Origin of the sequence: Lentzea sp. CA-135723 (assembly GCF_050936595.1) — a bacterium.
Classification (GTDB): Bacteria; Actinomycetota; Actinomycetes; order Mycobacteriales; family Pseudonocardiaceae; genus Lentzea.
In genome coordinates, this window is record NZ_JBNJMK010000001.1 from 7,422,093 (window position 1) to 7,448,414 (window position 26,322).

Here is a 26,322-nt window from a genome sequence, read left to right on the forward strand (position 1 = left end):
ATTCGTCGCCGAAGTTCACTCGGACGCCGCAGATCCCTGTTTGGATGACGGGCATGACCGCGTACGACGTCGCCCGGAAGCTGCCTGACATCCCGAAGTTGCGGGCGCTGTGCCGTGCGCTGGCCGCGATGGACGCCTTGCTGGATCCCGACGAGGACTACCGGTACCACCTGTACGACGCCGAGTGGGCGCCCGGCCAGGAGACGGCGTCCATGCAGGACGGTTCGGGCAACGAATACTCGATCACGTTCACCTCAGCAGGGGCGTACGTGCGCGGGTTCGACCACGAGTCGAAGATGAGCCCTTACGGCAACGACAGGGACCATCGGTGGCCCGGTGTCGTCGACTCCGTGCCGGACGTCTTCCGCACCTGTGTGCAGGAACCGGCTTTCTGCGGCGACGACGACCTGCCGCGCGCCACGGTGTGTCTGTGGCGCGAGCACGGTGACACGGTCTGGCGGCACGGTGACATCGAGTTTCCCGGCAACGGTCACGACGACGGGGCCGACTGGATGTTCGCCCTGCTCACCGACGGCACGCCCGAGGCGTACCAGAAGTGGGCGCAGGACTACTACGAAGAGCCGGTCGACCTCGCCGTCGTGCAGCGCGTCTTCGCTCAGTTCGCCGGCTGACGTTCCACCGTCAGCCACCACGAGATGACGTCCTGCGCCACCTCGGTCACCGGCTGGTCGGCCAGCACGACGTAGTCCTCGATCCACGACGACGCGTACAGGTCGGCCAGCTCCTCGGCGCGTTCGACGTGCCACCGCAGGTCGGCCTCGCCGTGGTGCCGCCGCGCGAGCCGTTCCCGGATCACCGGCAGGTCCGCCTTCAACCGGCACACGTTGAGCTTGCCGCCGATCGCGGACGCGTAGCGCGCACGGTCCTCCCGGCTCTCCAGCACACCGGCGAGCACGATCCGCTGCACGCCCGCCTCGACGTAGTTGCGCACCACGGCCTGCAGGTTCCTCAGCTGCAGCTCGAAGTGGAACGGGTCGTCGGACGGCGGCGGCCAGCAGGCGGACAGCCAGTCGAGGTCGATCACCGCGTGCGGCACACCGGCCTCGGCCAGCCGGTCGCCCACGGCCTCGGCGACCGTCGTCTTGCCCACCCCGACCGGCCCCGTGATCAGCAGCGCCTTCACCCGGCCACCTCGGCCAGCTGAGCCGGCGTGCCTGCCATGATCACCCGGACGTGCTCGGTCACCTTCTCCACCGGCCAGTCCCACCAGGCGATCCGTTCCAGCAACTCCACATCCGCGTCGCCGTACCGCATCTTGATCAACGATGCCGGGTTGCCGCCGACGATGCCGTACGCCGGAACGTCCGACACCACAACGGATCCGGCCGCGATGATCGCGCCGTTGCCGATCCGCACGCCAGGCATGATCAGGGCGTTGTAGCCGATCCAGACGTCGTTGCCGACCACCGTGTCGCCCCGCGAAGGCGCTCCCAAGGCGATGTCGAGGGTCTTCTCGCCCCACACTCCGCCGAAGATCGTGAACGGGAACGTCGACACGCCCGCCATGCTGTGGTTGGCGCCGGACATGATGAACCGCACGCCCTCCGCCAGTGCGCAGTAGCGCCCGATGACGAGCTTCTCCGCACCGAAGTTGTAGAGGACGTTGCGGCGTTCGAACTCCTCGGCGTGAAAGGGATCGTCGTAGTAGGTGTACTCGCCGATCTCGATCTGCGGGTTCTTCACCAACGGCTTGAGCAACACCGTGCGCGCGTAGTCCGGCAACGGGTAGAGGTTGTCGGGCGAGGGAATCGTCACGGCGCTCCGATCGGCTCTTCGCTGAACTGGGTGCGGTACAGCTTGGCGTAGTGGCCTTCCTTGGCCAGCAACACTTCATGCGTACCACGTTCGACGATCCGACCGGCGTCGACGACGAGGATCTGGTTCGCCGCCCGGATGGTCGACAGCCGGTGCGCGATGACCAGCGACGTCCGTCCGGCCAGTGCCTCGACCAGCGCCTCCTGCACCGCCGCCTCCGACCGCGAGTCGAGGTGCGCGGTGGCCTCGTCCAGGATCACCACGCGCGGTTTGGCCAGCAGCAGCCGCGCGATCGTCAGCCGTTGCCGTTCGCCGCCGGACAACCGGTAGCCGCGTTCACCGACGACCGTGTCCAACTGGTCGGGCAACGACGACACGAGGTCGGCGAGCCGGGCCCGGCCGAGCGCGTCCCAGATCTCCTCGTCGGTCGCCGCGGGAGCCGCGAGGCGCAGGTTCGCGCCGATCGACTCGTGGAACAGGTGCCCGTCCTGCGTCACCATGCCCACGGTCGCGCGGATCGAGTCGAACGACAGGTCGCGAACGTCCACACCGGACAGCCGGACCGTGCCGGAGTCCGCGTCGTACAGGCGGGGGACCAGCGACGCGATCGTGGACTTGCCCGCACCCGACGCGCCGACCAGCGCGATCAGCGACCCCGGCTCGGCCGTGAAGGACACGCCACCGAGGATCTCCTCGCCACCGCGGGTGTCGAGCGACGCCACCTCTTCCAACGACGCCAGCGACACCTTGTCCGCGGACGGGTAGGCGAACTTCACGTCGGAGAACTCGACCCGCACCGGGCCGTCCGGCACGGGAGTCGGCTCCGGCTTCTCCTCGATCAACGGCGGCAGGTCCAGCACCTCGAAGACCCGCTCGAACGACACCAGCGCCGTCATCACGTCCACTCGTGCGCCGGCCAACGCCGTCAACGGCGCGTAGAGCCGCGTCAGCAGCAGTGCGAGCGTCACGATCGTGCCGGGTGCCATCTGCCCCTCGAACACGAACCAGCCACCGAGCCCGTAGACCAACGCCAGCGCCAACGACGACACGAGCGTCAACGCCACGAGGAACAGCCACTGCGCCACGGCCGTCCGCACGCCGATGTCCCGCACGCGCCGAGCGCGCGCACCGAACTCCGCGCTCTCCAAGTCCGGACGCCCGAACAGCTTGATCAGGGTCGCGCCGGGAGCCGAGAACCGCTCGGTCATCTGCGTCGTCATCATCGAGTCGAGGTTCGCCGCCTCGCGGTGCATCGACGCCAAGCGTTTGCCCATCCGCCGCGCGGGGATCAGGAAGATCGGCAGCAGGACCATCGCGAGCACCGTGACCTGCCACGACAGCGTCAACATCACCGCGAGGGTCAGCACCAGCGCGATCACGTTCGTGACCACCCCGGAGATCGTCTCGGAGAACGCCCGCTGCGCCGCGATCACGTCGTTGTTCAGCCGCGACACCAACGCCCCGGTGCGCGTGCGGGTGAAGAACGCGACCGGCATCCGTTGCACGTGGTCGAAAACGGCCTGCCGCAGCCGCAGGATCAGGTCCTCGCCGACCCGCGACGACTGCCACCGCTCGGCCAGCGAGAACCCGGCCTCCAGCACCGCCACGCCGGCGATCGCCAGCGCCAGCCACACGACCAGCCCGAAGTCCTTGCCCGCGATGATCGTGTCGACCACCCGCCCGGCGAGCACCGGGGACGCCACCGCGAGCACCGCGGCCACCGCCGAGGTGGCCAGAAGTCCGTACACGGCACGGCGTTGCGGCCGTGCGAACCGGGCGACACGCTTCAACGTCGCCCGGCTCACGCGGCGGCTCTTCTCGTCTTGCATCGCGCTTTCGAGCGCGTACCAGGCGTTGAAGTCGATGTTCATGACGACCAGTCTCGAACCTCGACCTACAACGAGGTCAAGCCGTTTTCAGGAACTCGTCCACCTCGGCGAAGACCGCCGCACGCACTGGGGCAGGCGACAGGAACAGGTCGTGCATGCCCGCCTTGACCTCCACGACCTTGACCGAGGAGCCGATCTTCGGACCCCACTTGCGCATGCCCTCGACGTCGAGGACCGCGTCGGCCTTCGACACGTCCTCGCTCCACTCCTTGGCGTTCAACATGCTCCTGTCCGAGTGCAGCACCAGCACGGGCACCCGCACGTCGAGTCCCTTGTGGACCTTCTCCTGGCCCAGCAGCACGGCCCGGATCCAGCCGGCGAGCACCGGGAAGCCCGCCAGCGGCTTCCACTTCAGGTCGAAGTCCCACTCGCCGTTGCGCGAGTTGTGGATCGCCGCCCCGTACGCCTCGCCGAGGTTCGCGCGGATCTTCACCTTCGGCGCGACACCGCCGAGCACCTTCACGATCTGCCGCACCAGCGGCGGTTCGACGACGTCGAGCCACGGGCTGTTGAGCACCAACGCGTCGATGAGGTCGCTGGAACGCCGTTCGTGCGCCCACAACGACGTGGTGAGCCCACCGGTCGAGTGACCCATGAGCACCACACGTGAGTGCTCTTCACGAATCTTCGCGATCGCGGCGTCGATCTCCTCGAAGTACACCGAGATGTCGGTCGTGTAGTTCGGCAGCTCGCCATCGCGCAGCGACCGTCCGTAACCGCGCAGGTCCACGGCGTAGAAGTCGTAGCCCTGGGCCGTGTAGTGCTCGGCCACGTGCTCCTGGAAGAAGTAGTCCGCGAATCCGTGCACGTAGAGGATCGCGCCGCGGTCGTTGGCCACCGCGCGACGGCGGACCAGGGTGGCTGAGGCCCCGCCGCGCAGGGGGAGGACCGTGGTGTCTTCGTCGCTGCTCACCGCGCAAGTTTGCAACGGTCTGGAGCCGATTCCGTGCAGCCTTGTCCGGATCGTGTCTAACCTGGGGGCATGACGGGGGAAGTCGAGCAGTCATCCAGGGTGCGGTTCCCGGGCATCAGCCCGCGCGCCTACGAACATCCGGCCGACCGCGGTGCCCTTGCGGTGCTGCGCGCCGTGCCTGCCGTCGCACCGATCGTCAAGGCGGTCGCGGCGGCGTTCTCCGAGCGCGGGGAACGCCTGGTCCAGGTGGCGTCGTCGGTGAAGGTCGGTCCCAAGCAGTTCCCCGACCTGCACCGGTTGCGGAACGAGGTCGCGTCGACGTTCGACCTGGAGGAGGTGCCGGACCTCTTCGTGCGGCACTCGCCGGAGGTCAACGCCTACACGCTCGGCATCGACAAGCCCTTCATCGTGCTGAACTCCGCTCTGGTGGACCGGTTCGACCGGGAGCAGCTGCGGTTCGTCCTCGGTCACGAGCTGGGCCATGCGATGTCCGGCCACGGGCTCTACAACACGATCCTCTACCGGCTGCTGGGTCTGCGGCACACGCTGGGCTGGAACGTGGCCGGCACGCTGGCCCTGCGCGCGGTGATCGCGGCGCTCTACGAGTGGCAGCGCAAGACCGAGCTCTCGTGCGACCGGGCCGGCCTTCTCGCGGGCCAGGACCCGCAGGCCGCGCTGAGGGTGCACCTCGCGTTCGCCGGTGACACGGGCGACCAGGTCGACATCGCGTCGTTCCTGGAGCAGGCCAAGGAGTACGAGGGCGAGGACATCCGCGACAGCTACCTGAAGCTGGTGGACATCGAGCGGCGCAGCCACCCGCTGGTCGTCGTCCGTGCCGCCGAGCTGCAGCGCTGGGGCGCGAGCGAGGAGTACCGCGAGATCCTCACCGGCACGTACCCGCGCCGCGAGGACGACCGGCCGACGACGAACCTGACCGACGACATCAAGGGCGCCGCCCGCTCGTACAAGGAGTCCATGAACAACTCCGCCGACCCGCTGATCAAGACGATCAACGACATCGGCGAGTCGCTCGTGGGCGCCGCGGGCAAGCTCTGGAGCAAGGTTGCTCCGAACGGCTCAGCGGAGTAGCTACCATCTGGAGTCATGAGACGACTCCTGGTGTTGGTTCTCTCCGCTCTGCTCGCCTCAACGGGCACCGCCGCCGCCGACGAGCAGGTCGTCGGCGGCGAGCGGGCGTCCATCAAGGCCAACCCGTGGGCCGTCTACCTGGTCGACGACCGCGGCCTCCAGTTCTGCGGCGGCACGATCGTCGCCCCCGCGAAGGTCCTCACCGCGGCCCACTGCGCCATCGGCCGCGCACCCCGCGAGGTGCAGGTCGTCGCCGGCCGCGAGGACAAGCAGGACCGCCAGGCGGGCGTGGTCGCCTCCGTCGCGGACATCTGGATCCACAAGCAGTACGTCTCCGCCGACGCGGGCGAGGACGTGGCCGTCCTGACGCTGAAGGACGCGCTCCCGTACGAACCGCTCCCGCTGGCCGAGCTGACCGACCGCGCCCTCTACCAGCCGGGCACCGAACTGCGCGCCCTCGGCTGGGGCCGCACCGCGGAGAACGGCAAGACCTCCCGCTACCTCATGCAGGCCACCGTGCCGGTCCTCGCCGACGCGTTCTGCGTGGACACCTACCCGCAGTTCCAGCGGACCGACATGTTCTGCGCGGGCTACGAGGGCGGCAAGGTCGACACCTGCCAGGGCGACTCGGGCGGCCCGATCGTGGCCGACGGCAAACTGGTCGGCGTCACCTCCTGGGGTGAAGGCTGCGCCCGGAGGAACAAGCCGGGCGTCTACGTCCGGATTGCCCGCTACGCCAAGGACCTTCACCCGGTGGTGGACGCTTCCCCGCCAGGAGTTGTCCAGCCCTGATCGCCCCGGTACTCCTGAGCCCATGCGACTGCCGGCGGTTCTGCTCCTGCTCGTGACCGCGGCGACCTCGGCGCACGCCGAGCCCAGGATCGTGGGCGGCGAGGTGGTGACCTCGCCGGCCGAGGCGCCGTGGACGGTGGCCCTGACAACGGAGTCGGGCTACCAGTTCTGCGGCGGCGCGCTACTGGCCCCGGAACAGGTGGCCACGGCAGCGCACTGCGTCAAGGACCGGGAGCCTGCCTCGATCAAGGTCGTGGGCGGGCGCCTGAACCTCAACGAGCCCACCGGCGCGACCACCACGGGCAGGTCCTACCGACTGGCCGAGGGCTACGTGACCCCGTCCCGCGGCAAGGACGTCGCCCTGCTGACCCTGGCCGACCCGCTCCCGCAGGCGACCCTGCCACTGGCCGAGTCCACTGTGCACATGCCGGGCACGGTCGGCACCGTGTACGGCTGGGGCCGGCAGGCGGAGACCGACCCGAACAAGAGCCCGTTGCTGCACAAGGCCTACGTCCCGATCTGGCCGGACCAGCAGTGCGCCGCGACCTACGCCCGCTACGACGCGGAGGCCATGTTCTGCGCGGGCTACCCGGACGGCGGCATCGACGCGTGCGTGGACGACTCCGGCGGCCCGTTCGTGGTCGACGGCAGGCTGGCAGGCGTCGTCTCGTGGGGCATCGGCTGCGCCCGCCCGAACGCGCCAGGCGTCTACACGAGGGTCACGACGTACCTGAAGCCGAACTGACCTCAGAGCACCAGGCCGACCGACATCGTCAGGAACACCGCCGCGCAAACAGCGTCGAGCGCGGTGGAGACCCCAGGCCGCTTCAACCGCCCGGCCACCGAGGAAGCCGCCAGCACGATCATCAGCTCCCACACCGCCGCCAGCCCGAGGAACACCACGGCGAGCAGGGCGAGCTGAGGCGCCGGTTCACCCGATCCGATGAACTGCGGCAGGAACGCCAGCGAGAACAGGATCATCTTCGGGTTCGTGATGTTGGTCAGGAAGCCCTGCCGGAACGGCCGCGCGCTCATGACCTCTTCCGGCTCGCCGCCGGAGCGCTTGATCAGCCCGCGCGTGATGGAAACCGCCAGGTAGAGCAAGTACCCGGCGCCGACCCACCGCAGCGCCACGAGCACCATCGGATACCGGGCGAGCACCACCCCGAGCCCGGAGATCACCAGGCCGACCTGCACCGCCGCGGCCGAGTGGATCCCGCCCAGGGCCAGCAGCCCGGCACGTGTCCCGGACCGCAGTGACGTGCGCAGGAGCAGGAACGCGTCCACGCCGGGGGTCACGATGACGACCGCGCACGCGATGAGGAAGGCCGGAACCTGGCTGAAGTCGAACAACACCGTCAATACCCCCGTGATCTATGCCACTGACCGCAAAATCTCCGGCCGAACGGAAAACTAGCACAAGAATCTCCGGTTTTGACGCCGTCCTAGCGCGATCGCTACCGTTGGTGACCGATCGTCCACCTGGCGCAACGAGGAGTGGTCCGTGAGGGGTAAGCGGCTTGCCGTGCTGGTAGCGGTGATCGCGCTGGTCAGCGGCGGTACGACGGCCGATGCGATCGTTGGGGGGACACCCGCGCGGGTGGCGGACACCCCGTGGGTTGTGGCGATCACCACCACGGACGGTCAGCTGATCTGCGGCGGCGCGCTCGTCGCCGAGAACAAGGTCATGACGGCCGCGCACTGCGTCACGCTCAAGGGCGTGCTCGGCAAGAACCAGCGCCCGCCGGAGCAGCTCCGGGTCGTGGCGGGCCGCACGGACCTGCGCGACAAGGCCGAAGGCGTCGACGCGGCGGTGAGCAGCGTGTGGCGGCACCCGGACTACGTCGAGGTCACCAAGGGCGACGACGTGGCGATCCTGACGCTCGCGCAGCCGGTGCCCTACCGGACGATCGCGCTCGGCGAGGTCGGGGACGACGGCGTGGTGCTCGGCTGGGGGCGCACGGCGGAGAACGTGCCGCCGGCCATGACGCTGCGCAAGGTGACGGTGCCGATCCTGTCCGACTCCGAGTGCCTGCTCAAGGAACCCGACTACCGGCCGGGCGCGATGCTGTGCGCCGGGCGGGGTGGCCGGGACGCGTGCACCGGCGACTCGGGCGGGCCGCTCGTCGTGCGCGGCCGGCTCGCGGGGGTCGTGTCGTTCGGCCGAGGCTGCGCACGGCCAGATGAACCTGGTGTCTACACCCGGCTCGCGAACTACCGGCAGACGCTGGGCTTCTGATATCCACGACCAGGTGCGAACCACACAGTTTCCCGCCACCCTGCGGCGGCAGTGGGGCCTCGACCTGAGCCCCGACCAGCTCTACGCGATCCTGCGCCTGCGGCAGGACGTCTTCGTCGTGGAGCAGAACTGCGTCTACGCCGACGTCGACGGCCGCGACCTCGACCAGGGCACCCGGCACTTCTGGCTGGAAGCGGAAGGCTCGCACGAGCCGCTCGCGTACCTCCGGCTGCTCGAAGACCCCGACGGCACGCTCCGGATCGGCCGCGTCGCCACCGCGCGCATGGCCCGCGGCCGCGGGTACAGCCGCCGGCTCATGCAGGCGGCGATCGCGGACATCGGCAGCACACCGGCGGTGCTCGACGCGCAGACGTACGTCGCCGACTTCTACGCGTCGTTCGGGTTCGTGGCCGAAGGGGCCGAGTTCATCGAGGACGGGATTCCACACCTGCGGATGCGGCGCTCTCCCTGATCACGCGCACCGCGCGCTCGATGTCGGCCTCGGTCAGATCGGCGCGCGCGGTGAGCCGCAGCCTGCTGATCTGGTCCGGCACCGACGGCGGCCGGAAGCAGCCGACGACCACACCGCTCGTGCGGCACGTCTCGGCCCACCGGAACGCCTGCTCCGGTCCCGGCGCCCGCACGCTCACGACGGCCGCGGTCGGCGTGCTGACCTGGAACCCGGCCTCCTTCAGCCGGTTGCTCAGGTCGTGCGCCACGGTCAGCGCGCGCTCGGGACGGTCCGGCTCCTCGCGCAGGATCCTGATCGCCGCGAGGGCCGCCGCCGCGCTGCTCGGCGCGAGGCCGGTGTCGAAGATGAACGGCCGGGCGGTGTCGATCAGGTGCTTGACCACGCGCGACGGGCCGAGCACCGCGCCGCCCATCGCGCCCAGCGACTTGCTCAGCGTCAGCGTCGTGATCACGTCCGGCTGCTTGATGAGGCCCGCCTCGGCGACGGCACCGCGGCCACCCGGCCCGACCACGCCCAGGCCGTGCGCGTCGTCCACCACCAGCGCCGCACCGGTCTCCCGGCACACGGCGTGCAGCTCGTTCAGCGGGGCGATGTCGCCGTCGACGCTGAACACCGAGTCCGTGACCACGATCGCGCGCCTCTTGCCGCGGGTCTCCAGCGCGTGCCGGACCTTGCCGACGTCGCAGTGGTCCGCGACGACGACGTCGGCCTTCGACAGCCGCGTGCCGTCGATCAGCGAGGCGTGGATGTGCTGGTCGGCGACGATCGCCGTGCCGGGGCCGGACAACGCCGTGACCGCGGCGAGGTTCGCCATGTAGCCGCTGCTGAACACCAGCGCGGACTGCGAGCCGCAGAAGTTCGCGAGCTCGAACTCCAGCTCGGCGTGCAGCTCGGTCGAGCCCGTGACCAGGCGCGATCCCGTGGCGCCCGCACCCCACTTCAGCGTGGCGGCCGCGGCGGCACCGGCGACGCGCTTGTCCTTGGCGAGCCCGAGGTAGTCGTTGCTCGCGAGGTCGAGGTCCGCCGAGTCCGACGTGCGCGGCCGCAGGCGCCGGCTCAGACCGGCCTTGGCTCGCGCTTCAGAGCGGACGTCGATCCAGTCGAACGTCGACTCACCAGGACTGGAAATCGCCTCAGTTGTGCTCACGGTCACCGCCTGAGTCTCCCATCCGCCCGCTAGCGTGCCGCTCGTGGACCTGTTCACCTTCACGCGCGCCGAACTCACCTCTCCGGTGCAGTTCCTCGGCGGGCGCTGGGTGGTGTCCGACTACGACGACGTGCGCGCCGTGCTGGCCGATCCCGTCACCTACCTGCCCGACAACGCGCTGACCGCCGTGACGCCGGTGGCCCCGGCGGCGTTGCGGTCACTGGTCAGGGCGCGCTTCTCGCTCCCGCCGACGCTCGCGAACAACGGGGCGGAGTCCCACGCCGGACTGCGGCGGCTCGTGGCGTCGTTCTTCACGGCCGCGCGCGTCGCCGCTGCGGAGCCTCGCATCCACGAACTCGTTTTGGAACGCCTGGGTGGCACGGATCTCAGCCAAATGGATCTTGTATCGGACCTCGCCTGGGACCTGCCCGCGATCGTGCTGATGGAGCTGCTCGGCCTGCCCAATGTCGACATACCGACTTTGAAGCGGTGGAGCTCGGGGTCGCTGGAGTTCTTCTGGGGCGACATCACCCGCGAACGCCAGCTGGAGCTGGTCGGCGACGTCGGCGACTTCCACCAGTGGCTGATCAAGCGCTACCACGCCCGCGACGGCGAGCTGTTCTGCGCGCTGGCCGACGCCGGCGTGTCCGCGGAGGACTCCGCCGGTCTCTGCTACTTCCTGCTGATCGCCGGCCAGGAGACCACGACCCAGCTGCTCTCGACGGCGTTGCGCCGGGCGTTGCAGGACCGGGACCTGTGGGCGCGGCTGCCGGAGCCGGGCGTCGCGGAGGCGTTCGTCGAGGACGTGCTGCGGACCGAGACGCCCGTCGTGACGTGGCGGCGACTGACCGCGCGTGAGGTCGTTCTGTCCGGTGTGCGCGTTCCCGCCGGTGCGGAGCTCGTGTTGTTGTTGAGCGGTAAGGAGACCGACCCGCGCCATCTGGCGTTCGGGTACGGCCGCCACTTCTGCCTCGGCGCCGGCCTGGCGCGCCTGGAGGCCGCCGTGACGTTGCGCACGGTGGCCGCGCACGAACCGTCGTTGCACCTGGTCGGGCCCAGGCCGGAGTGGCTGAACCTGCTGTCGTTCCGCGCGCCGAAGTCGGTGGCTGTGAGCCGCTGAGCTGAGGTTTGATGCTGGGGTGTTGAACCGTCAGCTTTCCGGAGTCCGCAAGAAGACGCTGCTGGAGTCGCTCGGCCCGGTGCCGGACGTCGACCCCGACCGCTACGGCGACGGCGGCCCGGTGGGTGCGCTGGAGGAGCGGGTCGCCGCGTTGCTGGGCACCGAGGCCGCGCTGTTCGTGCCGACCGGGACGATGGCGCAGCAGATCGCGTTGCGCTGCTGGGCGGACCGCACGCACAACCCGATCGTCGCGATGCACCCGCGGGCACATCCGCTGAACCACGAGGACGACGCGCTGACCGCGTTGTCCGGGCTGCGGCCGATCAGGGTGCGCGACGCCGACGTCGGCACCTGCCCCGAGCCGTTCGGGACGCTGCTGCTGGAGGTGCCGGACCGCGAGGCCGGGTTCGTCCTGCCGGCCTGGGAAGAGCTCGTGTCGGTGGTCGAGGCGGCCCGCGAACGGGACGCGGTCGTGCACCTCGACGGCGCGCGGCTGTGGGAGAGCACGTTCGGGCTGGGCAAGCCGCTGCCCGAGATCGCCGGCCTGTTCGACTCGGTCTACGTGTCGTTCTACAAGTCGCTGGAGGGCATCTCGGGTGCGGCGCTCGCGGGCACCCTGGACTTCGTCGAGCAGGCACGGGTCTGGCGGCACCGCTATGGCGGCATGCTGTTCCAGCAGTGGCCCGCCGCGTTGTCCGCGTTGCACGGCCTGGACACGGTGTTGCCTCGCCTCGGTGCGTACGTCGCGCACGCCAAGGTCGTCGCCGCCGCGATGGACCAGCCCGAACCTCACACGCACCAGTTCGCGCTGCACCTGCCCGGCGACCCGGCCCGGCTCAAGGAGCTGAGCGGGACGTTCCTCGGCGGGTTCTGGCAGGACGGGCCGCTCGCCAAGACCGAGGTGACCGTGGCCGAGCCTGCCCTGGAGTGGACGGCGGACGAGGTCAGGGCGGCGTGGACGGAGTTCCTCGGGTCGATCTAGCGACGTCGCTCACCTGGCTGTTGGACCCCGCCATGCGAAATGCGACGATGCCTGGGCTGTGAGGGGAGCGCGAGGAAGCCGGTGTGACTCCGGCGCCGTCCCGCGACTGTGACCGGCTTTGGACGCCGGAAGTCAGGAACTCGTCCCCCTCTTCACCTGACCGCGGGCGTGGACACCCGAGGAAGGACTTCGCCGAGCATGTTCCCGTTTTCGGCTGTCGTCGGCCATGACGACCTCCGGCTCGCCCTGCTGCTCAACGCCGTGCACCCCGGTATCGGCGGCGTGCTCGTCCGAGGTGAGAAGGGGACCGCGAAGTCGACCATCGTGCGCGCCCTGGCCGCGTTGCTGCCCGAGCTCGACGTCTCGGCCGGGTGCCGCTTCGGCTGCGCGCCCGGGACGGTGGACTGCCCCGACGCGCCGCACGACGGGGTGGAGCGGCGGCCCGCGCGGCTGGTCGAACTGCCCGTCGGCGCCACCGAGGACCGGCTGGTCGGGTCGCTCGACCTGGAGAAGGCGCTGACCGAGGGCGTGCGGGCGTTCCAGCCGGGGCTCCTGGCGGCGGCGCACCGGGGCGTGCTGTACGTCGACGAGGTCAACCTGCTGCACGACCACCTGGTCGACCTGCTGCTCGACGCCGCCGCGATGGGGCGCGCCCACGTCGAGCGCGAGGGCGTGTCGGTGTCGCACCCGTCGCAGTTCCTGCTGGTCGGCACGATGAACCCCGAGGAGGGCGAGCTGCGGCCGCAGCTGCTCGACCGGTTCGGGCTGACCGTGGCGGTGAAGGCCGCGCGGGACGTCGCCGTGCGCACCGAGGTGATCCGCCGCCGGCTCGCCTACGAGGCCGACCCGGCCGGGTTCGCGTCGAAGTGGGCGGACGAGGACCTGGCGTTGAAGCAGCAGATCACCGACGCCCGGTCGCGGCTGGCCGGAGTGTCCCTTCCGGACGGTGAGCTGCGCAGGATCGCCGCCGTCTGCGCCGCTTTCGAGGTCGACGGCATGCGCGCGGACCTCGTGGTCGCCCGTGCCGCGGTCGCCCACGCCGCGTGGCGGGGCGCCGACGCCGTCGAGGAGACCGACGTCGAGACCGCCGTCCGGCTCGCGCTGCCGCACCGGCGGCGGCGCGACCCGTTCGACGAGCCCGGCATCGAGGAGCAGCAGCTCGAGGACGCCATGAAGCAGGCGGCCGAGCACGCCGAGGAGCCGACTGACGAGGGTCCGGACGACGACGGCCCCGGTGGCGGCGAGCTGCCCGAACCGCAGGAAGGCCCCAAGGGCAACGGAAACGCGCCTGCGGACCGTCCGGCACCGGAGCCCTCGCCCGCGTTCAAGGCGCGGCTGCTGGAGGTCCCCGGGGTCGGCGAAGGCGCGCCGGGCAAGCGTTCCCGCGCCCGTGCCCGCACCGGCCGGGTCGTCCGTTCGTCCACAGTGGACGGCAACGGGCTGCACCTGGTCGACACGCTGACGACCGCCGCGCCGCACCAGGCTTCTCGGGGGCGGACTGGGCCTGGACTGCTGCTCACCGCCGCCGACCTGCGCAAGGCCGTGCGCGAGGGCAAGGAGTCGAACCTCGTCCTGTTCGTCGTCGACGCCTCCGGATCGATGGCCGCGCAGAAGCGGATGTCGGCGGTCAGCGGCGCGGTGATCTCGTTGCTGCGCGACGCCTACCAGCGCAGGGACAAGGTGGGCGTGGTGACGTTCCGCGGGCAGACCGCCGAGGTCGCGTTGCCTCCGACGACGTCCGTCGACGCGGCGGCGACCCGGTTGAAGAAGATGCGCACCGGCGGCCGGACCCCTCTCGCCGACGGACTGCTGAAGGCGCACCGCGTGCTGGAGATCGAACGGTTGCGGGACCCGCGCAAGCGCCCCCTGGTCGTGCTGCTGACGGACGGCAGGGCGACCTCGTCCGGCCTCGGCGGCGATCCGACCAAGGACGCGCTGAAGGCCGCCGGGCTGCTGGAGCAGACCGCCGTCGTGGTCGTCGACTGCGAGCAGGGCCACGTGCGCCTCGGCCTGGCGGCGAAGATCGCCGACGCGCTTCAGGGCACCTGCGTGCGGCTCGACCAGCTGTCCGCCGACCACCTCGCCGGCGTCGTCCGGGCCGCGTGAAGGAGAAACCCCAGTGCCCCAAGGACAACCCACCGAGGTCCCGAAGGACGGCCTGACCACCCGGCAGCGCCGCAACCGCCCGTTGCTCATGCTGCACACCGGCGAGATGAAGGGGAAGTCGACGTCGGCGTTCGGCATGGCGCTGCGCGGCTGGAACCAGGGCTGGGACATCGGCGTGTTCCAGTTCGTGAAGTCCGCCAAGTGGAAGGTGGGCGAGGAGTCCGCGTTCAAGGCGCTCGGCCGGCTGCACGACGAGACCGGCGAGGGCGGTGCCGTCGAGTGGCACAAGATGGGCGAGGGCTGGTCCTGGACCCGCAAGCAGGGCACCGAGGACGACCACGCCTCCGCCGCGCGGGAGGGCTGGGCGGAGATCGCGCGCCGGCTGGCGTCGGAACGGCACGGGTTCTACGTGCTGGACGAGTTCACCTACCCGCTGCACTGGGGGTGGATCGACGTGGACGAGGTGGTGTCCGCGCTGGTCTCGCGGCCTGGGCACCAGCACGTGGTGATCACCGGGCGGTACGCGCCGCAGAGGTTGGTGGACGCGGCGGACCTCGTGGTGGAGATGACGAAGGTCAAGCACCCGATGGACGCCGGGCAGAAGGGGCAGCGGGGGATCGAGTGGTGAGTGGACCGTTCACGGGCTTCGTCTCCGGGCAGTCGGGGGACCGGGTGGCGAGTGGACCGTTCACGCGCCTCCTCGCCTTCGGGCAGCGGGCGGACCGGGTGGTGAGTGGACCGTTCAGGGCTTTCGCTTCCGGCCAGTTGGCGGACCAGGCGGTGAATGGACCGCTCACGCGCCCCCTGGCCTTCGGGCAGTCGGGAGACCGGGGGGTGAGTGGACCGTTCAGGGCCTTCGCTTCCGGACAACTGGCCAGCCGGGTGGTGAACGGACCGTTCACGGCCTCTGCTTCCGAGCAACTGGCTGGCCGCGTGACGAACGGACCGTTCACCGGTGCCCTCGCTTGCGGGCAGCCGAGGGATCGGGTGGTGAGTGGACCGTTCACAGCCGTCGCTTCCGGGCAGTCGGCGGATCGCTTGGTGAGTGGACCGTTCACGCGCGCCCTCGCCTTCGGGCAGCGGGGTGCGCGGTGGTGAACCGGCTCGTCATCGCCGCCCCGGCCTCCGGCAGCGGCAAGACCACCGTCGCCACCGGCCTGATGGCCGCGTTGCGCCGCACCGGTTCGCGGGTCGCGCCGTTCAAGGTCGGCCCCGACTACATCGACCCCGGCTACCACTCGCTCGCCACCGGCAAGCCCGGCCGCAACCTCGACCCGGTCATGGTCAGCGAACACCGGATCCCCGGCCTCTTCGCACACGGCGCCAAGGGGTCCGACATCGCCGTGGTCGAGGGCGTCATGGGCCTCTTCGACGGCCGCATCGACACCGCCGGCATCGGCTCCACCGCGCACGTCGCCAAGCTGATCAACGCACCCGTGCTGTTCGTCGTGGACGCGCGCGGGCAGAGCCGGTCGCTGGCCGCGTTGCTGCACGGGTTCCGCGGCTACGACCCGACGGTCCGGCTCGGCGGCGTGATCCTCAACCAGGTCGGGTCGGAACGGCACGAGCAGGTGCTGCGGTCGGCGTGCGACGAGGTGGGGCTCGACGTGCTCGGGGTGCTGCCGCGCGATCCGCAGTTCTCCTTGCCCTCACGGCACTTGGGGCTCGTGACGGCGGCCGAGCACGGTGCCGAGGCCGTCGCCGCCGTGGACGCGATCGCCGCCGCCGTGGCCAAGCACGTGGATCTCGACGCGGTGCGCAGGCTCGCGTCGTCGGTGCCCGCGATGGCCGTGGCGCAGTGGGAACCGGAGGTCTCCCGGGTCGCCGGCGAACCGGTGGTCGCGGTCGCGGGTGGGGCGGCGTTCACGTTCGGCTACGCCGAGCACGTCGAGGTGCTGAAGGCGGCGGGTGCGGCGGTCGCGGTCCTGGACCCGCTGCACGACGAGGACCTGCCGGAGGGCACGGCCGGGCTGGTGTTGCCGGGCGGATTTCCTGAACAGCACGCGGAAGCCCTGTCGGCCAACGCGAAGTTGCGCGCGGCGGTCGCTCGGTTCGCTCGATCGGGTGCGCCGGTGCACGCCGAGTGCGGAGGGTTGCTGTACCTCGCGCGGTCGCTCGACGGGCACCCGATGTGCGGCGTGCTCGACGCCGAGGGGTTCATGACGCCCAAGTTGACCTTGGGCTATCGGGACGCGGTGGCGTCCGCGAGTTCGCCGCTGCACACCCCTGGCAGCCGCGTGACCGGCCACGAGTTCCACCGCACGCAGCTGTCCACACCGCACTCGGACCCGCCCGCGTGGCATTGGCGCGGCGTCGACTCGCGGCCCGTCGCGGAGGGTTTCGTGGTGGGTGGCGTGCACGCGTCGTACCTCCACACGCACCCGGCGGGCGATCCGGAAGCGGTAGCCCGGTTCGTGCGGGCCTGCCACCCGTTCGTGGCCGGAGTGGCAGACGGTACGGTCACCGTCCAAGCCTCTCTCCCCAAACCCCCTGTGGAGCTGTCGTGACGACGACCGGTCGGGTCTCCTTCGTCGGCGCCGGTCCCGGTGCCGCCGACCTCATCACCCTCCGCGGCGCGCGCCGCATCGCGGAGGCCGACGTCGTCATCTGGGCCCCGAGCGCGGTGGACGTCGAGTGCGTCCGCGAGCACGCGCGCGCCGACGCCGACCTGGTCGACTTCTCGCGCGTGACGCAGGAGGAGATCACCGACCTGTACCGCCGCGCCGCCGCGTCGCGCCAGGTCGTCGTGCGCCTGCACGCGGGTGACGCCGCGACCGGCGGTGGCGTGCAGGACCAGCACGACCTGTGCGTCCGCCTCGGCCTCGAGGTCGAGGTGGTGCCGGGCGTGTCCGTCGTCGCCGCGGCGGCCGCCAAGATCGGCCGCGAGCTCACCACGACCGAGGCGTCCTCGACGGTGCTGATCTCGCCGGAGAGCAGCGAGCGCGTCCAGGAGTTCGCGGCGCTGCAGACCACGATGGCCGCGACGGTCTCGGGTGCGCGCACCGGCCAGTTCGTGGAGAAGCTGCTGGCGGGCGGCTACACCGAGGACACCCCGGTCGTCGTCGCGTACAAGGTGAGCCAGGCCGACGAGGTCGTCGTGCACACCACGGTCGGCGCGCTGGAGTCGGTCGTGAAGCAGCACAAGCTGTACCGCCCCACGCTCTTCCTGGTCGGCGCGGCCGTGAAGGCCCCGACCCGCCGCGTCTCGGCCACCGCCACCGCGTCCGCCGACGAACCGCTGCGCGCCGCCCGCCCGACCCGCTGGTCCCGCCGAGCCGCCTCGCGCATCGCGACGCGCACCGACGAGCCGATCCCCGCGGCCGCTCCTGCTGCCGCTCCCGCCGAGTCGAACCCGGCGTGGACGGCGGTCGAGGAAATACAGCAGTCCGTCCGCAAGCCCGTCGAGGAACCGGCCCCGAAGCCGAAGCTGGTCGTCGTCGCGGCCGACAAGCCGAAGCCGCCGACCGTCAACGCCTCCACGGCCACGCCCCGCAAGAGGCAGGCCCGCAAGGCCAGGCGGTCAGCTGACTGATGTCGCTCGAACAGCTGCAGAAGGCAGCCGCCCGCCCCGCCGAGGTCGTCGACGCGGCGGACGGCCTCCGCCCAGCGCTCAACGTGTGCCGGGCCCACTCCACCGTCATCGTGAAACTGGCCGACGGCATCGGCCCGGCCGAGATCGGCGCGGGCCTCGCGGGCTGGCGCAGGACCCTGACCGTGCAGGACGGCGACGACCTGATCCCGATCGACCCGCGCGACGCCGTCACCCGCCGCTGGACCGCCCCCACCGCCGTGCTGTGCCTGGCGGACAACGAGTTCCTCCAGTCCCGCGACGGCTGGGCACTCCCCGACGACTCCTTCGCCACCCGAACCCACGTGCTCGGCGCCGAGGTCCGCGCCTTCGTGCTGGCCCGCCTCGCCCCACGCCCCGGCGTGCTGGTGTGGGACGTCCTGGCAGGCTCGGGCGCGGTAGGCGTGGAGTGCGCGAGGCTGGGCGCCGCCGTGATCGCGGTCGAACCGGACCCCGTGCAGTGCGTGCGCATCATCGCGAACGCCTCCGCGCACGGCGTCGACGTCCGCGTCGAGGAGTCAGAGCTGGACGCGGCCGCGTTGCCGCGTCCCGACGCGGTGTTCGTGGGTCGCGGCAACCTGAGCGCGGTGAAGGCCTCCGCCGCCGTGTCGGCGAAGCGGGTCGTGGTGGCGACGGAGAGCGTGGACGAGATCGTGCCCGCGCGGGACGCGCTGGCGGCGGCCGGGTACGAGGTGGAGGGGGTCCACTGGACCGCGTCGCGCCTGCTGGACTCGGGCTTCGCGCCGGCCGTCCCGGTGACGGTGCTGTGGGGCACGAAGAAGTGAGCGGCCGGTTCGTGCGGCTCGCCGGACGTGAGGGCGCCGCCGGTACGCCTGGGCTTGGGTCGGTGGCCGGGGGATCGGGTGTGAACGGTCCACTCGCGCCGCCTGCTGGGTGTGAAGGTGCCGCCGGTGCGCCCAGCTTCGGGTCGCTGGCTGCGACTGCGGGTGTGAGCGGGCCGTTCGCGCCGCCTGCTGGGCGTGAAGGTGCCGCCGGTGCGCCCAGCTTCGGGTCGCCGGCAGCGAGGGCGGGTGTGAGCGGTCCGTTCGCGCCGCGTGCTGGGTGTGAAGGTGCCGCCGGCGTGCCCAGTTTCGGCTCGGTGTCTGGGAGTGCGGGTGTGAGCGGTCCATTCGTGCGGGCTGTCTGCAGCGGAGGCGTTCTGGCTGTGAACGGTCCACTCGCGCCGCCTGCTCACCGCAGCGCCCTCCTGCCCGCCGCCTTCTCACCGCAACTCGCCCTCGTGCCGCCTGTTCAGCGCGGTGCCCTCAGGGCAGCCGTCTTCCCGCCGCAGCCCAGCCTCGTGTCCTCCACCTCCTCCGCCCCTTCGCCCACCACCTCCACCCCCTTCCAGCCGCCGGGAGCGCGCGCGTGATCGGAGTGTTCGCGGGGCCCGCCCAGCGCGGTGACGCCGCCGACCTGGCCGGCCTCCTCGGTGCCGACGCCGTCGTCCCCGACGGTCCCGTCAAACCCGCCGTCCGCAGTCTCTGGCCCCGCCTCGGCGCCGTCGTGCTGTTCCTCGACGCCGCCACCGCCGTCCGCCTCGTGGCGCCGCTGCTGCGGGACCGGCGGTCCGATCCGGCTGTGGTGTGCGTGGACCCGCACTTCGTCGTGGCGCTGGCGGGTGACGCGGACGTCTTCACCCGGCACGTCGCCGACCTGCTCAACCGCACCGCCGTGGTGACGACCGGGCCGTCCATCGACTCCATGCTGGACGAACTCGTCGAGCAGCTCGACGCCACCGCGGACGGGGACGTCGCCGCCTGCACCGCCGCCATCGAGGCCGGCGAGAAGGTGGTGCTGCGCAACCCGTTGAACTTCCCGCTGCCCGCGCTGCCGCCCAACGTCGTGCCGGGTGGCGAGGACGCGACGTGGGTGATCGTCGTCGACGACCGGGCCGGGACCAGCAAGGAGAACGTGCTGCGGATCGTGCCGCGCACGCTCGTGGTCGGGGTCGGTTCCACGCGGGGTGCTTCGGCCACCAGCGTGGGGGCGGCACTGTCCGAACTGGACGCCACGGGTGGCCTGGACCTGAGGGCCATCAAGGCGTTCGCGACGGCGGACAACAAGGCGGACGAACCCGGCATCGTGGACGCCGTGGAGGACTGGGGTTTCTGGCACGGGGACACCGCGGAGCTGCTGACGTTCCCGACGGAGGAGCTCGCGGAGATCGACGTGCCGAACCCGAGCTCGGTCGTGCGCAACTCGATGGGCACCGCGAGTGTCGCCGAGGCGGCCGCGATCAAGGGCGCGCGGAGTCTCGGGCACGGCGGTCCGGTCGAGTTGGCGGCCGAGAAGTTCAAGCGGGACAACGTGACCGTCGCCGCGGCACGGGTGTTGCCGCGCGGGCGGCTCGCGTTGGTCGGGCTCGGGCCGGGGGCCGCGGAGCAACGCACGCCGCGGGCGGAAGCGGAAATTCGGCGCGCCGCCTACGTCGTCGGGACGAAAGAGGCGATCGACGCGGTGGGTCCGCTTTTGCGGGCCGGTACGGAAGTTCGGCTCGACGGCGCGTGCGATTTGGCCGCTCAGGGCGCGGCCGTCGCGTTCGTCGCATTCGGAACCGGACCAACGCTGGACATTCCGGTCGAAGCCGACGTAATTGTTGTTCCCGGAGTCTGGGAAAGCTGATGTTTTTCCTTCTTTCGTAGGGTCAGCAACGAAGTTTTCTTGATTAGCGTCGCCATGCACACGGCCCACCCCTGCACCGGGCCCGAAAGCACTGGAGACCGGCATGAGAGCCCGTCGTCTTGTTGCTGTCGCCTGCACCGCCGGCGTCGCACTGTCCCTGCTGACGATCAACGCCCAGGCCGCCGCGCCGAAGGAAGGCCTGCGCCTGCTGGCCGTGCGCGACTCGCTGACCGCCACGCACACCTGGTACGAGCAGACGTTCGACGGAAAACCCGTGCTGGGCGCCTACTACGTCGAGCACGTCGACAAGGCGACCGGCGCGAAGACCGTCGACGACGGCCGCCTCACGGTCGGCGCGGTCGACGTCACGCCCGCCATCACCGCCGAGGACGCCAAGGCCAGGACCGCCACCCCGGAAGCGGCGAACCTCAAGGTGCTGCCCGGTACCGGACTCGTCTACGAGGTGATCTCCGACCACGGCAAGGGTTCCGAACGCACCCTCGTGCACGCGGAGTCCGGCGCGGTCGTGCGCACCGAGAGCCTGGTCAAGCACGCCAACGGCACCGGCAAGGTGTTCAGCCCGAACCCCGTGTCGTCGCAGCAGAACCAGAACCTCAAGGACAGCAACGACGCCGACTCGGCCGTGCCCGCCGCCGCGTACAAGTCGGTCACGCTGTCCAATCTGGACGGTTCCGGCTACCTCAAGGGCAGCTACGCCCAGCTGACCGGCGCCAAGAGCAAGCTCGCCTACAACAAGAACAACCAGTTCAACTACACGCGGAACAACGACTTCTTCGAGCAGGTGAACGCCTACTGGGGCGTCACGGAGGCGCAGAAGTACATCCAGGGCCTCGGCTTCAAGAACATCAACAACGAGTCCCAGAAGATCACCACCCTCGGCCTCACCGAGGACAACTCGTTCTACGACCCGAGCAAGGACCAGATCACGTTCGGCACCGGCGGTGTCGACGACGCCGAGGACGTCGAGGTCGTCTGGCACGAGCTCGGCCACGCCATCCAGGACGCCCAGGTGCCGGGCTTCGGCTCGTCGCTCGACGGCGGCTCGATCGGCGAGGGCTTCGGCGACTGGTGGGCGTTGATCATGTCCTCTCGCGACGCGCAGGACACGACCAAGACCCCGTTGGCGTGCATCATGGACTGGGACGCCACGGCGTACACCACCGATACGCCGCACTGCCTGCGCCGCACCGACACGAACCTGACGGTCAGCCAGCGCCAGAACGAGGTCCACTTCGACGGCCAGATCTGGTCGCGTGCCCTGTTCGACGTCTACAAGGCGTTCGGCAGGGACAAGGCGGCGAAGATCGTGCTGGAGGCGCAGTTCTCCTACACGCCGTCGACCACGTTCGCCCAGGCCGCCGCCGCGACGGTCGCCACGGCGAAGAAGCTCTACGGCGACGCGGACGCCGCCACGGTCAAGGCCGCGTTCACGGCCCGTGGCATCGCGGCCTGAGTCAACGGTGAAGTCGGACATGTCCGACTAATGGCGGTTACGCCGCCGAATCCCCGACCTTGACGCTGTGTGTGCCGTGCTTCACACCCTGCACACACAGCGTCAAGGGAAGGACTGGCAACATGGCGAAAACCCTGCGTCGCCTGATCGTGTCCATCGCGGTGACCGCGTTCGCGAGCATCTTCTTCGTCGCCCCCGCGGCCAACGCGGGCGACGTGTCGCCGATGATCGTCGGTGGCACGCGCGCGAGCACCGCGACCTACCCGTGGGTCGTCTACCTGGCGTCGACCTCGGGTTCGCAGTTCTGCGGCGGCACGCTGGTGAAGGCCAACAAGGTCGTCACCGCCGCGCACTGCGTCTCCGGCCGTTCCGCGTCCAGCACGCGCGTCGTGCACGGCCGTGACGACAAGCAGAGCACCGCGGGCACCGTCGCGAGCGTCACCCGCATCTGGGTGCACCCGAGCTACCGCACCGCGACGTCCGGCTTCGACGTGGCCGTGCTGACGCTCGACCGCAACATCAGCTCCGCCACCCTGCCGCTCGCCACGCCTGCCGACACCGCGCTCTACGCGGCGGGCAACTCCGCGCTGATCCTCGGCTGGGGCACCACCTCTTCGGGTGGTTCCGCGTCGCGCTACCTGCTCAAGGCGAACGTGCCGCTGACGTCCGACGCGACCTGCCGCACCGCGTACCCGCAGTACAGCAACAGCTCCATGGTCTGCGCGGGCTTCCCGCAGGGCGGCACCGACACCTGCCAGGGCGACTCCGGTGGCCCGCTGGTCTACGGCGGCAAGCTCATCGGTGACACCTCGTGGGGCCGCGGCTGCGCCGGGGCCGGCTACCCCGGCGTGTACGGCCGGATCGCCACCTACAACTCGGTGATCACGGCTCAGCTGTAAGCAGTCGTTTGCCTGTTGCAGGGTGCGTGCTGCTGCGCGCACCCTGCACGCATGCCTGATCTGGAAGCTGTGCCAGAAGACTGGGCGAGCGCGCTGGTCGTCGTCGCTCACCCCGATGACATGGAGTACGGCGGTGCGGGCGCCATCGCGCGTTGGACCGCCCAAGGCAAGAAGATCGCGTACGTCCTCGCGTGCCGTGGCGAGAACGGCATCGACTCGATGGAACCGGCCGTCTGCGCGCCGTTGCGGGTCGAGGAGCAGATCGCGTCGTGCGCGGCCGTCGGCGTGACCGACGTCGAGTTCCTGGACCACCCGGACGGCACGATCGAGTACGGGATTCCGCTGCGGCGCGACATCGCATCCGCCATCCGCCGCCACCGGCCCGAGTTCGTGATCACCGGGAACTACCGCGAGACCTGGCCCGGTGGCGGCCTGAACATGGCCGACCACATCGCCGTCGGACGCGCCACGGTCGACGCCGTGCGCGACGCGGGCAACCGCTGGATCTTTCCGGAGCTGGGGCTGGAGAAGTGGGAAGGCGTGCGATACGTGGCGGCGGCGTCCTCGCCGTTGTCGACGCACGCCGTGGACATCACCGACTCGTTCGACGCTTCCGTGGCATCGCTACGCGCGCACAAGGCTTATCTGGAGGCGTTGAGCGGGGACATGGCCGACCCCGAGCCGTTCCTCCGTTCGATGGCCGAGAACGTCGGCACGCGGTTCGGCGGGGTCCTGGCCACCTCTTTCGAGCTGCTGGCGCTGTGACCATGTTCCCTTCGGCTGGACACGGCGGGTCCGGTGTGGATGCTTCTACGCATGCCCTTTGAACAGCACTACCTGGCCGGCCTCGACCTCCGGGGCCGGCGCGTCCTCGTGGTGGGCGGTGGCACGGTCGCGCAGCGCCGGCTGCCCCGCCTGATCGCGTCCGGCGCCGCCGTCGAGCTCGTGTCGCCGTCCGTCACCCCCGCCGTGCAGGGCATGGTCGACGCGGGGGAGTTGGTGTGGCACGAACGGCGGTTCGAGGCCGGTGACGTCGAGGGCGCCTGGTACGTGGTGGCGTGTACTTCCAACATCGAGGTGAACGCACAGATCGGTGAGGAAGCCCTTTCTGCCCGTGTGTTCTGCGTGCGTGCGGACATCGCCGTCGAGGGCACGGCCGTGACGCCGGCAACGGGCACGCACGACGGCATGCTCATCGGCGTGCTGGCGGGTGGCGAGCACCGCCGGTCGGCGTCCGTGCGCGACGGGCTCGTGGCGGCGTTGCGCGACGGCCGCATCGCGGACCAGGCCGCACCGCCCGTCGGCGTGGCCCTGGTCGGTGGCGGTCCCGGCGATCCGGAACTGATCACGGTGCAGGGCAAGCGCTTGCTGGCGCACGCGGACGTCGTCGTGGCCGACCGGCTGGCACCGCGGGAGCTCCTCGAAGAGCTGCCGGCGCACGTCGAGGTCGTGGACGCGGCGAAGATCCCGTACGGGCGTGCGGCGACGCAGGAGTTCATCAACCAGACGCTGATCGACCGCGCCAAAGAGGGGAAGTTCGTCGTTCGCCTCAAGGGTGGCGACCCGTACGTTTTCGGGCGCGGCTTCGAGGAGTTGCTGGCGTGCGCGGAGGCTGGGATCCCGGTGACCGTGGTGCCGGGCGTGACGTCAGCGTTCGGTGTGCCCGCATTGGCCGGTGTGCCTGTCACGCACCGAGGTGTGGCACACGAGGTGGTCGTCGTCTCTGGGCACGTGGCGCCGGACGACCCGCGTTCGCTCGTCGACTGGTCCGCGATCGCACGCCTCAACGGCACCGTCGTGCTGATGATGGCGGTCGAACGCGCCGGTGCGTTCGCCACAGCGTTGATGGAAGGACGGCCGGGCTCGACGCCCGTCGCCGTCATCCAGGAGGGCAGCACGGCGTCCCAGCGCGTTCTGAAGTCCACTTTGGACGATCTGGGGGCCGATGTGAAGGCCCACGAGATTCGTCCGCCGGCGATCATCGTGGTCGGCCCGGTCACCGACATTGCTTCCGCAAATAGTTAGATAAGTTTCTTTACAAAAGCCGCGCATCCGGTGGACTCTGCTCTCACGCCGCCCATGTCCACCGGTTTGTGCGGAGGCACGCATGAAACGCGCCCTGTCTTTGGCGGCAGGTATTTTGCTCGCGATGTCCGGTTTGTTCGCTTCATCACCCGCGATGGCGGCACCGGCCTCCCAGCAGGTCTTCTGGACGTTCTACGGCTGGTGGGACAACACGCCCCCCGGCGGTGACATCGCCTATCCGCAGCTGCACGACACGGCCGGCGGAAAGGGCACGTGGAACGACCCGATCACGTTCGCCACGTCCAGCAAAGAGGCCAAACCGGGCACGAAGATCTATTTCCCCCGGGTCAAGAAGTACTTCATCATGGAGGACTCGTGTTCCTCCTGTGAGCAGGACTGGAACGGCAACGGCCCCAACGGCGGCCCGAAGCTGTGGCACTTCGACGCGTGGGTCGGCGGCAAGGGCGGCAACGCCATGGCCGCGATCGACTGCGAGGACGCGCTGACGAACTACCACGACGACGGCAAGCCGGTGCTCGAAGAGACGATCATCAACCCGCCGTCGAACCTGACCGTCGACTCGACGCCGATCTTCAACACGTCGAACGGCGAGTGCTACGGCGGCGCGAAGCCCAAGACCACCAACGGCGAGTACAAGAACGTCTCGACCGGCAAGTGCCTGCAGGGCGGCGCGTCCGGCGCGCAGCTCACCACGGCGACGTGCACCGGCGCGACGAACCAGCAGTTCAAGTTCCACGGCGCGTTCATGGAGTACGGCACGCAGCAGTGCACCGCGCTCTCATCCGGCAAGGTCGTCCTGAAGAAGTGCGACGGCGGACCGGCTCAGCAGTGGTCGATCAACCCGAACAAGACCATTTCGGACATGCAGTACAACACCAAGTGCTACCGCGACGCATCCGGCAAGGTGACGGCGGCGTCCTGCTCCGGCACCGCCGCGCAGTGGAACTTCAAGGCGGCCGCCAAGAAGTGACCTGCTGAGCTGGCAAAAGGCCGTTCCCTCAGTGCGAGGGGACGGCCTTCGTCGTTGTCCGGCGTCACCTAATTTAGTCATAAATCTTGACTATCAGGATTCTTGTCTATTTACTGGAGGGGCACCGACCTCGACCCGGAGGAGCTCCCCGTGTCCGCCCAGACCGTCGCGGCGCCCAGCCGCCCCGACCCCGCCGCGCCACCCGCGCGGCCAGG

At 70.3% G+C, this 26,322-nt stretch carries 25 protein-coding genes and 1 riboswitch; of the genes, 19 read left to right on the forward strand and 6 right to left on the reverse strand.

Annotated elements, in window-relative coordinates; translation table 11 throughout:
• Nucleotides 1-53 precede the first annotated feature (53 nt).
• Complete coding sequence (locus ACQEU1_RS34815; RefSeq protein WP_433210772.1) at nt 54-632, forward strand: hypothetical protein; 579 nt, start codon at nt 54-56, stop codon at nt 630-632.
• On the opposite strand, the gene ACQEU1_RS34820 is transcribed toward ACQEU1_RS34815, so the two are convergent.
• The 4 genes from ACQEU1_RS34820 to ACQEU1_RS34835 are packed head-to-tail and all read right to left on the reverse strand — an operon-like array spanning nt 617 to nt 4,578.
• Nucleotides 617-1,144 carry an AAA family ATPase gene (locus tag ACQEU1_RS34820; protein ID WP_433210774.1) on the reverse strand — a complete coding sequence of 176 codons (528 nt, stop codon included), beginning with the start codon at nt 1,142-1,144 and terminating at the stop codon, nt 617-619. The two genes, ACQEU1_RS34815 and ACQEU1_RS34820, sit on opposite strands and share 16 nt — an antisense overlap.
• A complete protein-coding gene (locus tag ACQEU1_RS34825) occupies nt 1,141-1,776 on the reverse strand; it encodes a CatB-related O-acetyltransferase (protein WP_433210776.1) in 636 nt (211 codons plus the stop codon). The genes ACQEU1_RS34820 and ACQEU1_RS34825 overlap by 4 nt, the downstream gene beginning before the upstream one ends.
• Nucleotides 1,773-3,647 (reverse strand): ABC transporter ATP-binding protein, encoded by a 1,875-nt coding sequence (locus tag ACQEU1_RS34830; protein ID WP_433210778.1) that lies wholly within the window; start codon nt 3,645-3,647, stop codon nt 1,773-1,775. The genes ACQEU1_RS34825 and ACQEU1_RS34830 overlap by 4 nt, the downstream gene beginning before the upstream one ends.
• A 34-nt stretch (nt 3,648-3,681) precedes the next feature.
• Entirely contained in the window at nt 3,682-4,578 is an 897-nt protein-coding gene (locus ACQEU1_RS34835; RefSeq protein WP_433210780.1) for an alpha/beta hydrolase, read from the reverse strand.
• Between the two features lie 69 nt (nt 4,579-4,647).
• On the opposite strand from ACQEU1_RS34835, the gene ACQEU1_RS34840 reads away from it, so the two are divergent.
• Genes ACQEU1_RS34840 through ACQEU1_RS34850 form a run of 3 tightly spaced genes read left to right on the forward strand, consistent with a single transcriptional unit; the run spans nt 4,648 to nt 7,204 of the window.
• Entirely contained in the window at nt 4,648-5,667 is a 1,020-nt protein-coding gene (locus ACQEU1_RS34840; RefSeq protein ID WP_433210782.1) for a M48 family metallopeptidase, read from the forward strand.
• A gap of 15 nt (nt 5,668-5,682) precedes the next feature.
• Nucleotides 5,683-6,459 carry a S1 family peptidase gene (locus ACQEU1_RS34845; protein WP_433210784.1) on the forward strand — a complete coding sequence of 259 codons (777 nt, stop codon included), beginning with the start codon at nt 5,683-5,685 and terminating at the stop codon, nt 6,457-6,459.
• A 22-nt stretch (nt 6,460-6,481) separates the two neighbouring features.
• Complete coding sequence (locus ACQEU1_RS34850; RefSeq protein WP_433210786.1) at nt 6,482-7,204, forward strand: S1 family serine peptidase; 723 nt, start codon at nt 6,482-6,484, stop codon at nt 7,202-7,204.
• 2 nt (nt 7,205-7,206) lie between these two features.
• On the opposite strand, the gene ACQEU1_RS34855 is transcribed toward ACQEU1_RS34850, so the two are convergent.
• Nucleotides 7,207-7,815 (reverse strand): LysE family translocator, encoded by a 609-nt coding sequence (locus ACQEU1_RS34855; RefSeq protein WP_433210788.1) that lies wholly within the window; start codon nt 7,813-7,815, stop codon nt 7,207-7,209.
• A gap of 148 nt (nt 7,816-7,963) precedes the next feature.
• Here ACQEU1_RS34855 and ACQEU1_RS34860 point away from each other — a divergent pair, with 148 nt between their 5' ends.
• Nucleotides 7,964-8,698, forward strand: coding sequence for a serine protease (locus ACQEU1_RS34860; protein WP_433210790.1), 735 nt, complete (start codon nt 7,964-7,966; stop codon nt 8,696-8,698).
• A gap of 13 nt (nt 8,699-8,711) precedes the next feature.
• On the forward strand, nt 8,712-9,170 hold the full coding sequence (locus tag ACQEU1_RS34865) for a GNAT family N-acetyltransferase (protein WP_433210792.1): 459 nt from the start codon (nt 8,712-8,714) through the stop codon (nt 9,168-9,170).
• On the opposite strand, the gene ACQEU1_RS34870 is transcribed toward ACQEU1_RS34865, so the two are convergent.
• Nucleotides 9,124-10,317, reverse strand: a complete 1,194-nt coding sequence (locus ACQEU1_RS34870) for an 8-amino-7-oxononanoate synthase (protein ID WP_433210794.1) — start codon at nt 10,315-10,317, stop codon at nt 9,124-9,126. The two genes, ACQEU1_RS34865 and ACQEU1_RS34870, sit on opposite strands and share 47 nt — an antisense overlap.
• 43 nt (nt 10,318-10,360) lie before the next feature.
• Here ACQEU1_RS34870 and ACQEU1_RS34875 point away from each other — a divergent pair, with 43 nt between their 5' ends.
• From ACQEU1_RS34875 to ACQEU1_RS34935, 13 genes are all read left to right on the forward strand, one after another.
• A complete protein-coding gene (locus ACQEU1_RS34875) occupies nt 10,361-11,437 on the forward strand; it encodes a hypothetical protein (protein ID WP_433210796.1) in 1,077 nt (358 codons plus the stop codon).
• Between the two features lie 22 nt (nt 11,438-11,459).
• Entirely contained in the window at nt 11,460-12,419 is a 960-nt protein-coding gene (locus ACQEU1_RS34880; protein ID WP_433210798.1) for a threonine aldolase family protein, read from the forward strand.
• Between the two features lie 28 nt (nt 12,420-12,447).
• A riboswitch (cobalamin riboswitch) is annotated at nt 12,448-12,581 on the forward strand.
• 36 nt (nt 12,582-12,617) lie between these two features.
• Nucleotides 12,618-14,525, forward strand: a complete 1,908-nt coding sequence (locus tag ACQEU1_RS34885; protein ID WP_433210800.1) for a putative cobaltochelatase — start codon at nt 12,618-12,620, stop codon at nt 14,523-14,525.
• Between the two features lie 13 nt (nt 14,526-14,538).
• Nucleotides 14,539-15,153, forward strand: coding sequence for a cob(I)yrinic acid a,c-diamide adenosyltransferase (cobO, locus tag ACQEU1_RS34890; RefSeq protein WP_433210802.1), 615 nt, complete (start codon nt 14,539-14,541; stop codon nt 15,151-15,153).
• 466 nt (nt 15,154-15,619) lie between these two features.
• Nucleotides 15,620-17,032 carry a cobyrinate a,c-diamide synthase gene (locus ACQEU1_RS34895; RefSeq protein WP_433210804.1) on the forward strand — a complete coding sequence of 471 codons (1,413 nt, stop codon included), beginning with the start codon at nt 15,620-15,622 and terminating at the stop codon, nt 17,030-17,032.
• A complete protein-coding gene (locus tag ACQEU1_RS34900; protein WP_433210806.1) occupies nt 17,029-18,057 on the forward strand; it encodes a cobalt-precorrin-4/precorrin-4 C(11)-methyltransferase in 1,029 nt (342 codons plus the stop codon). The genes ACQEU1_RS34895 and ACQEU1_RS34900 overlap by 4 nt, the downstream gene beginning before the upstream one ends.
• A complete protein-coding gene (locus ACQEU1_RS34905) occupies nt 18,057-18,878 on the forward strand; it encodes a hypothetical protein (protein WP_433210808.1) in 822 nt (273 codons plus the stop codon). Before ACQEU1_RS34900 ends, ACQEU1_RS34905 begins: the two co-directional genes overlap by 1 nt.
• 583 nt (nt 18,879-19,461) lie before the next feature.
• Nucleotides 19,462-20,718 (forward strand): cobalamin biosynthesis protein, encoded by a 1,257-nt coding sequence (locus ACQEU1_RS34910; RefSeq protein ID WP_433210810.1) that lies wholly within the window; start codon nt 19,462-19,464, stop codon nt 20,716-20,718.
• A gap of 103 nt (nt 20,719-20,821) precedes the next feature.
• Entirely contained in the window at nt 20,822-22,192 is a 1,371-nt protein-coding gene (locus tag ACQEU1_RS34915; RefSeq protein ID WP_433210812.1) for a M36 family metallopeptidase, read from the forward strand.
• A gap of 122 nt (nt 22,193-22,314) precedes the next feature.
• On the forward strand, nt 22,315-23,091 hold the full coding sequence (locus ACQEU1_RS34920) for a S1 family peptidase (protein ID WP_433210814.1): 777 nt from the start codon (nt 22,315-22,317) through the stop codon (nt 23,089-23,091).
• A gap of 51 nt (nt 23,092-23,142) precedes the next feature.
• The gene (locus ACQEU1_RS34925; protein WP_433210816.1) at nt 23,143-23,856 is read left to right on the forward strand and encodes a PIG-L deacetylase family protein; all 714 of its coding nucleotides are present in this window, start codon (nt 23,143-23,145) and stop codon (nt 23,854-23,856) included.
• A 51-nt stretch (nt 23,857-23,907) separates the two neighbouring features.
• The gene (gene cobA, locus ACQEU1_RS34930; protein WP_433210818.1) at nt 23,908-25,116 is read left to right on the forward strand and encodes a uroporphyrinogen-III C-methyltransferase; all 1,209 of its coding nucleotides are present in this window, start codon (nt 23,908-23,910) and stop codon (nt 25,114-25,116) included.
• 82 nt (nt 25,117-25,198) lie between these two features.
• Nucleotides 25,199-26,107, forward strand: a complete 909-nt coding sequence (locus ACQEU1_RS34935) for an RICIN domain-containing protein (RefSeq protein WP_433210820.1) — start codon at nt 25,199-25,201, stop codon at nt 26,105-26,107.
• Nucleotides 26,108-26,322 lie beyond the last annotated feature (215 nt).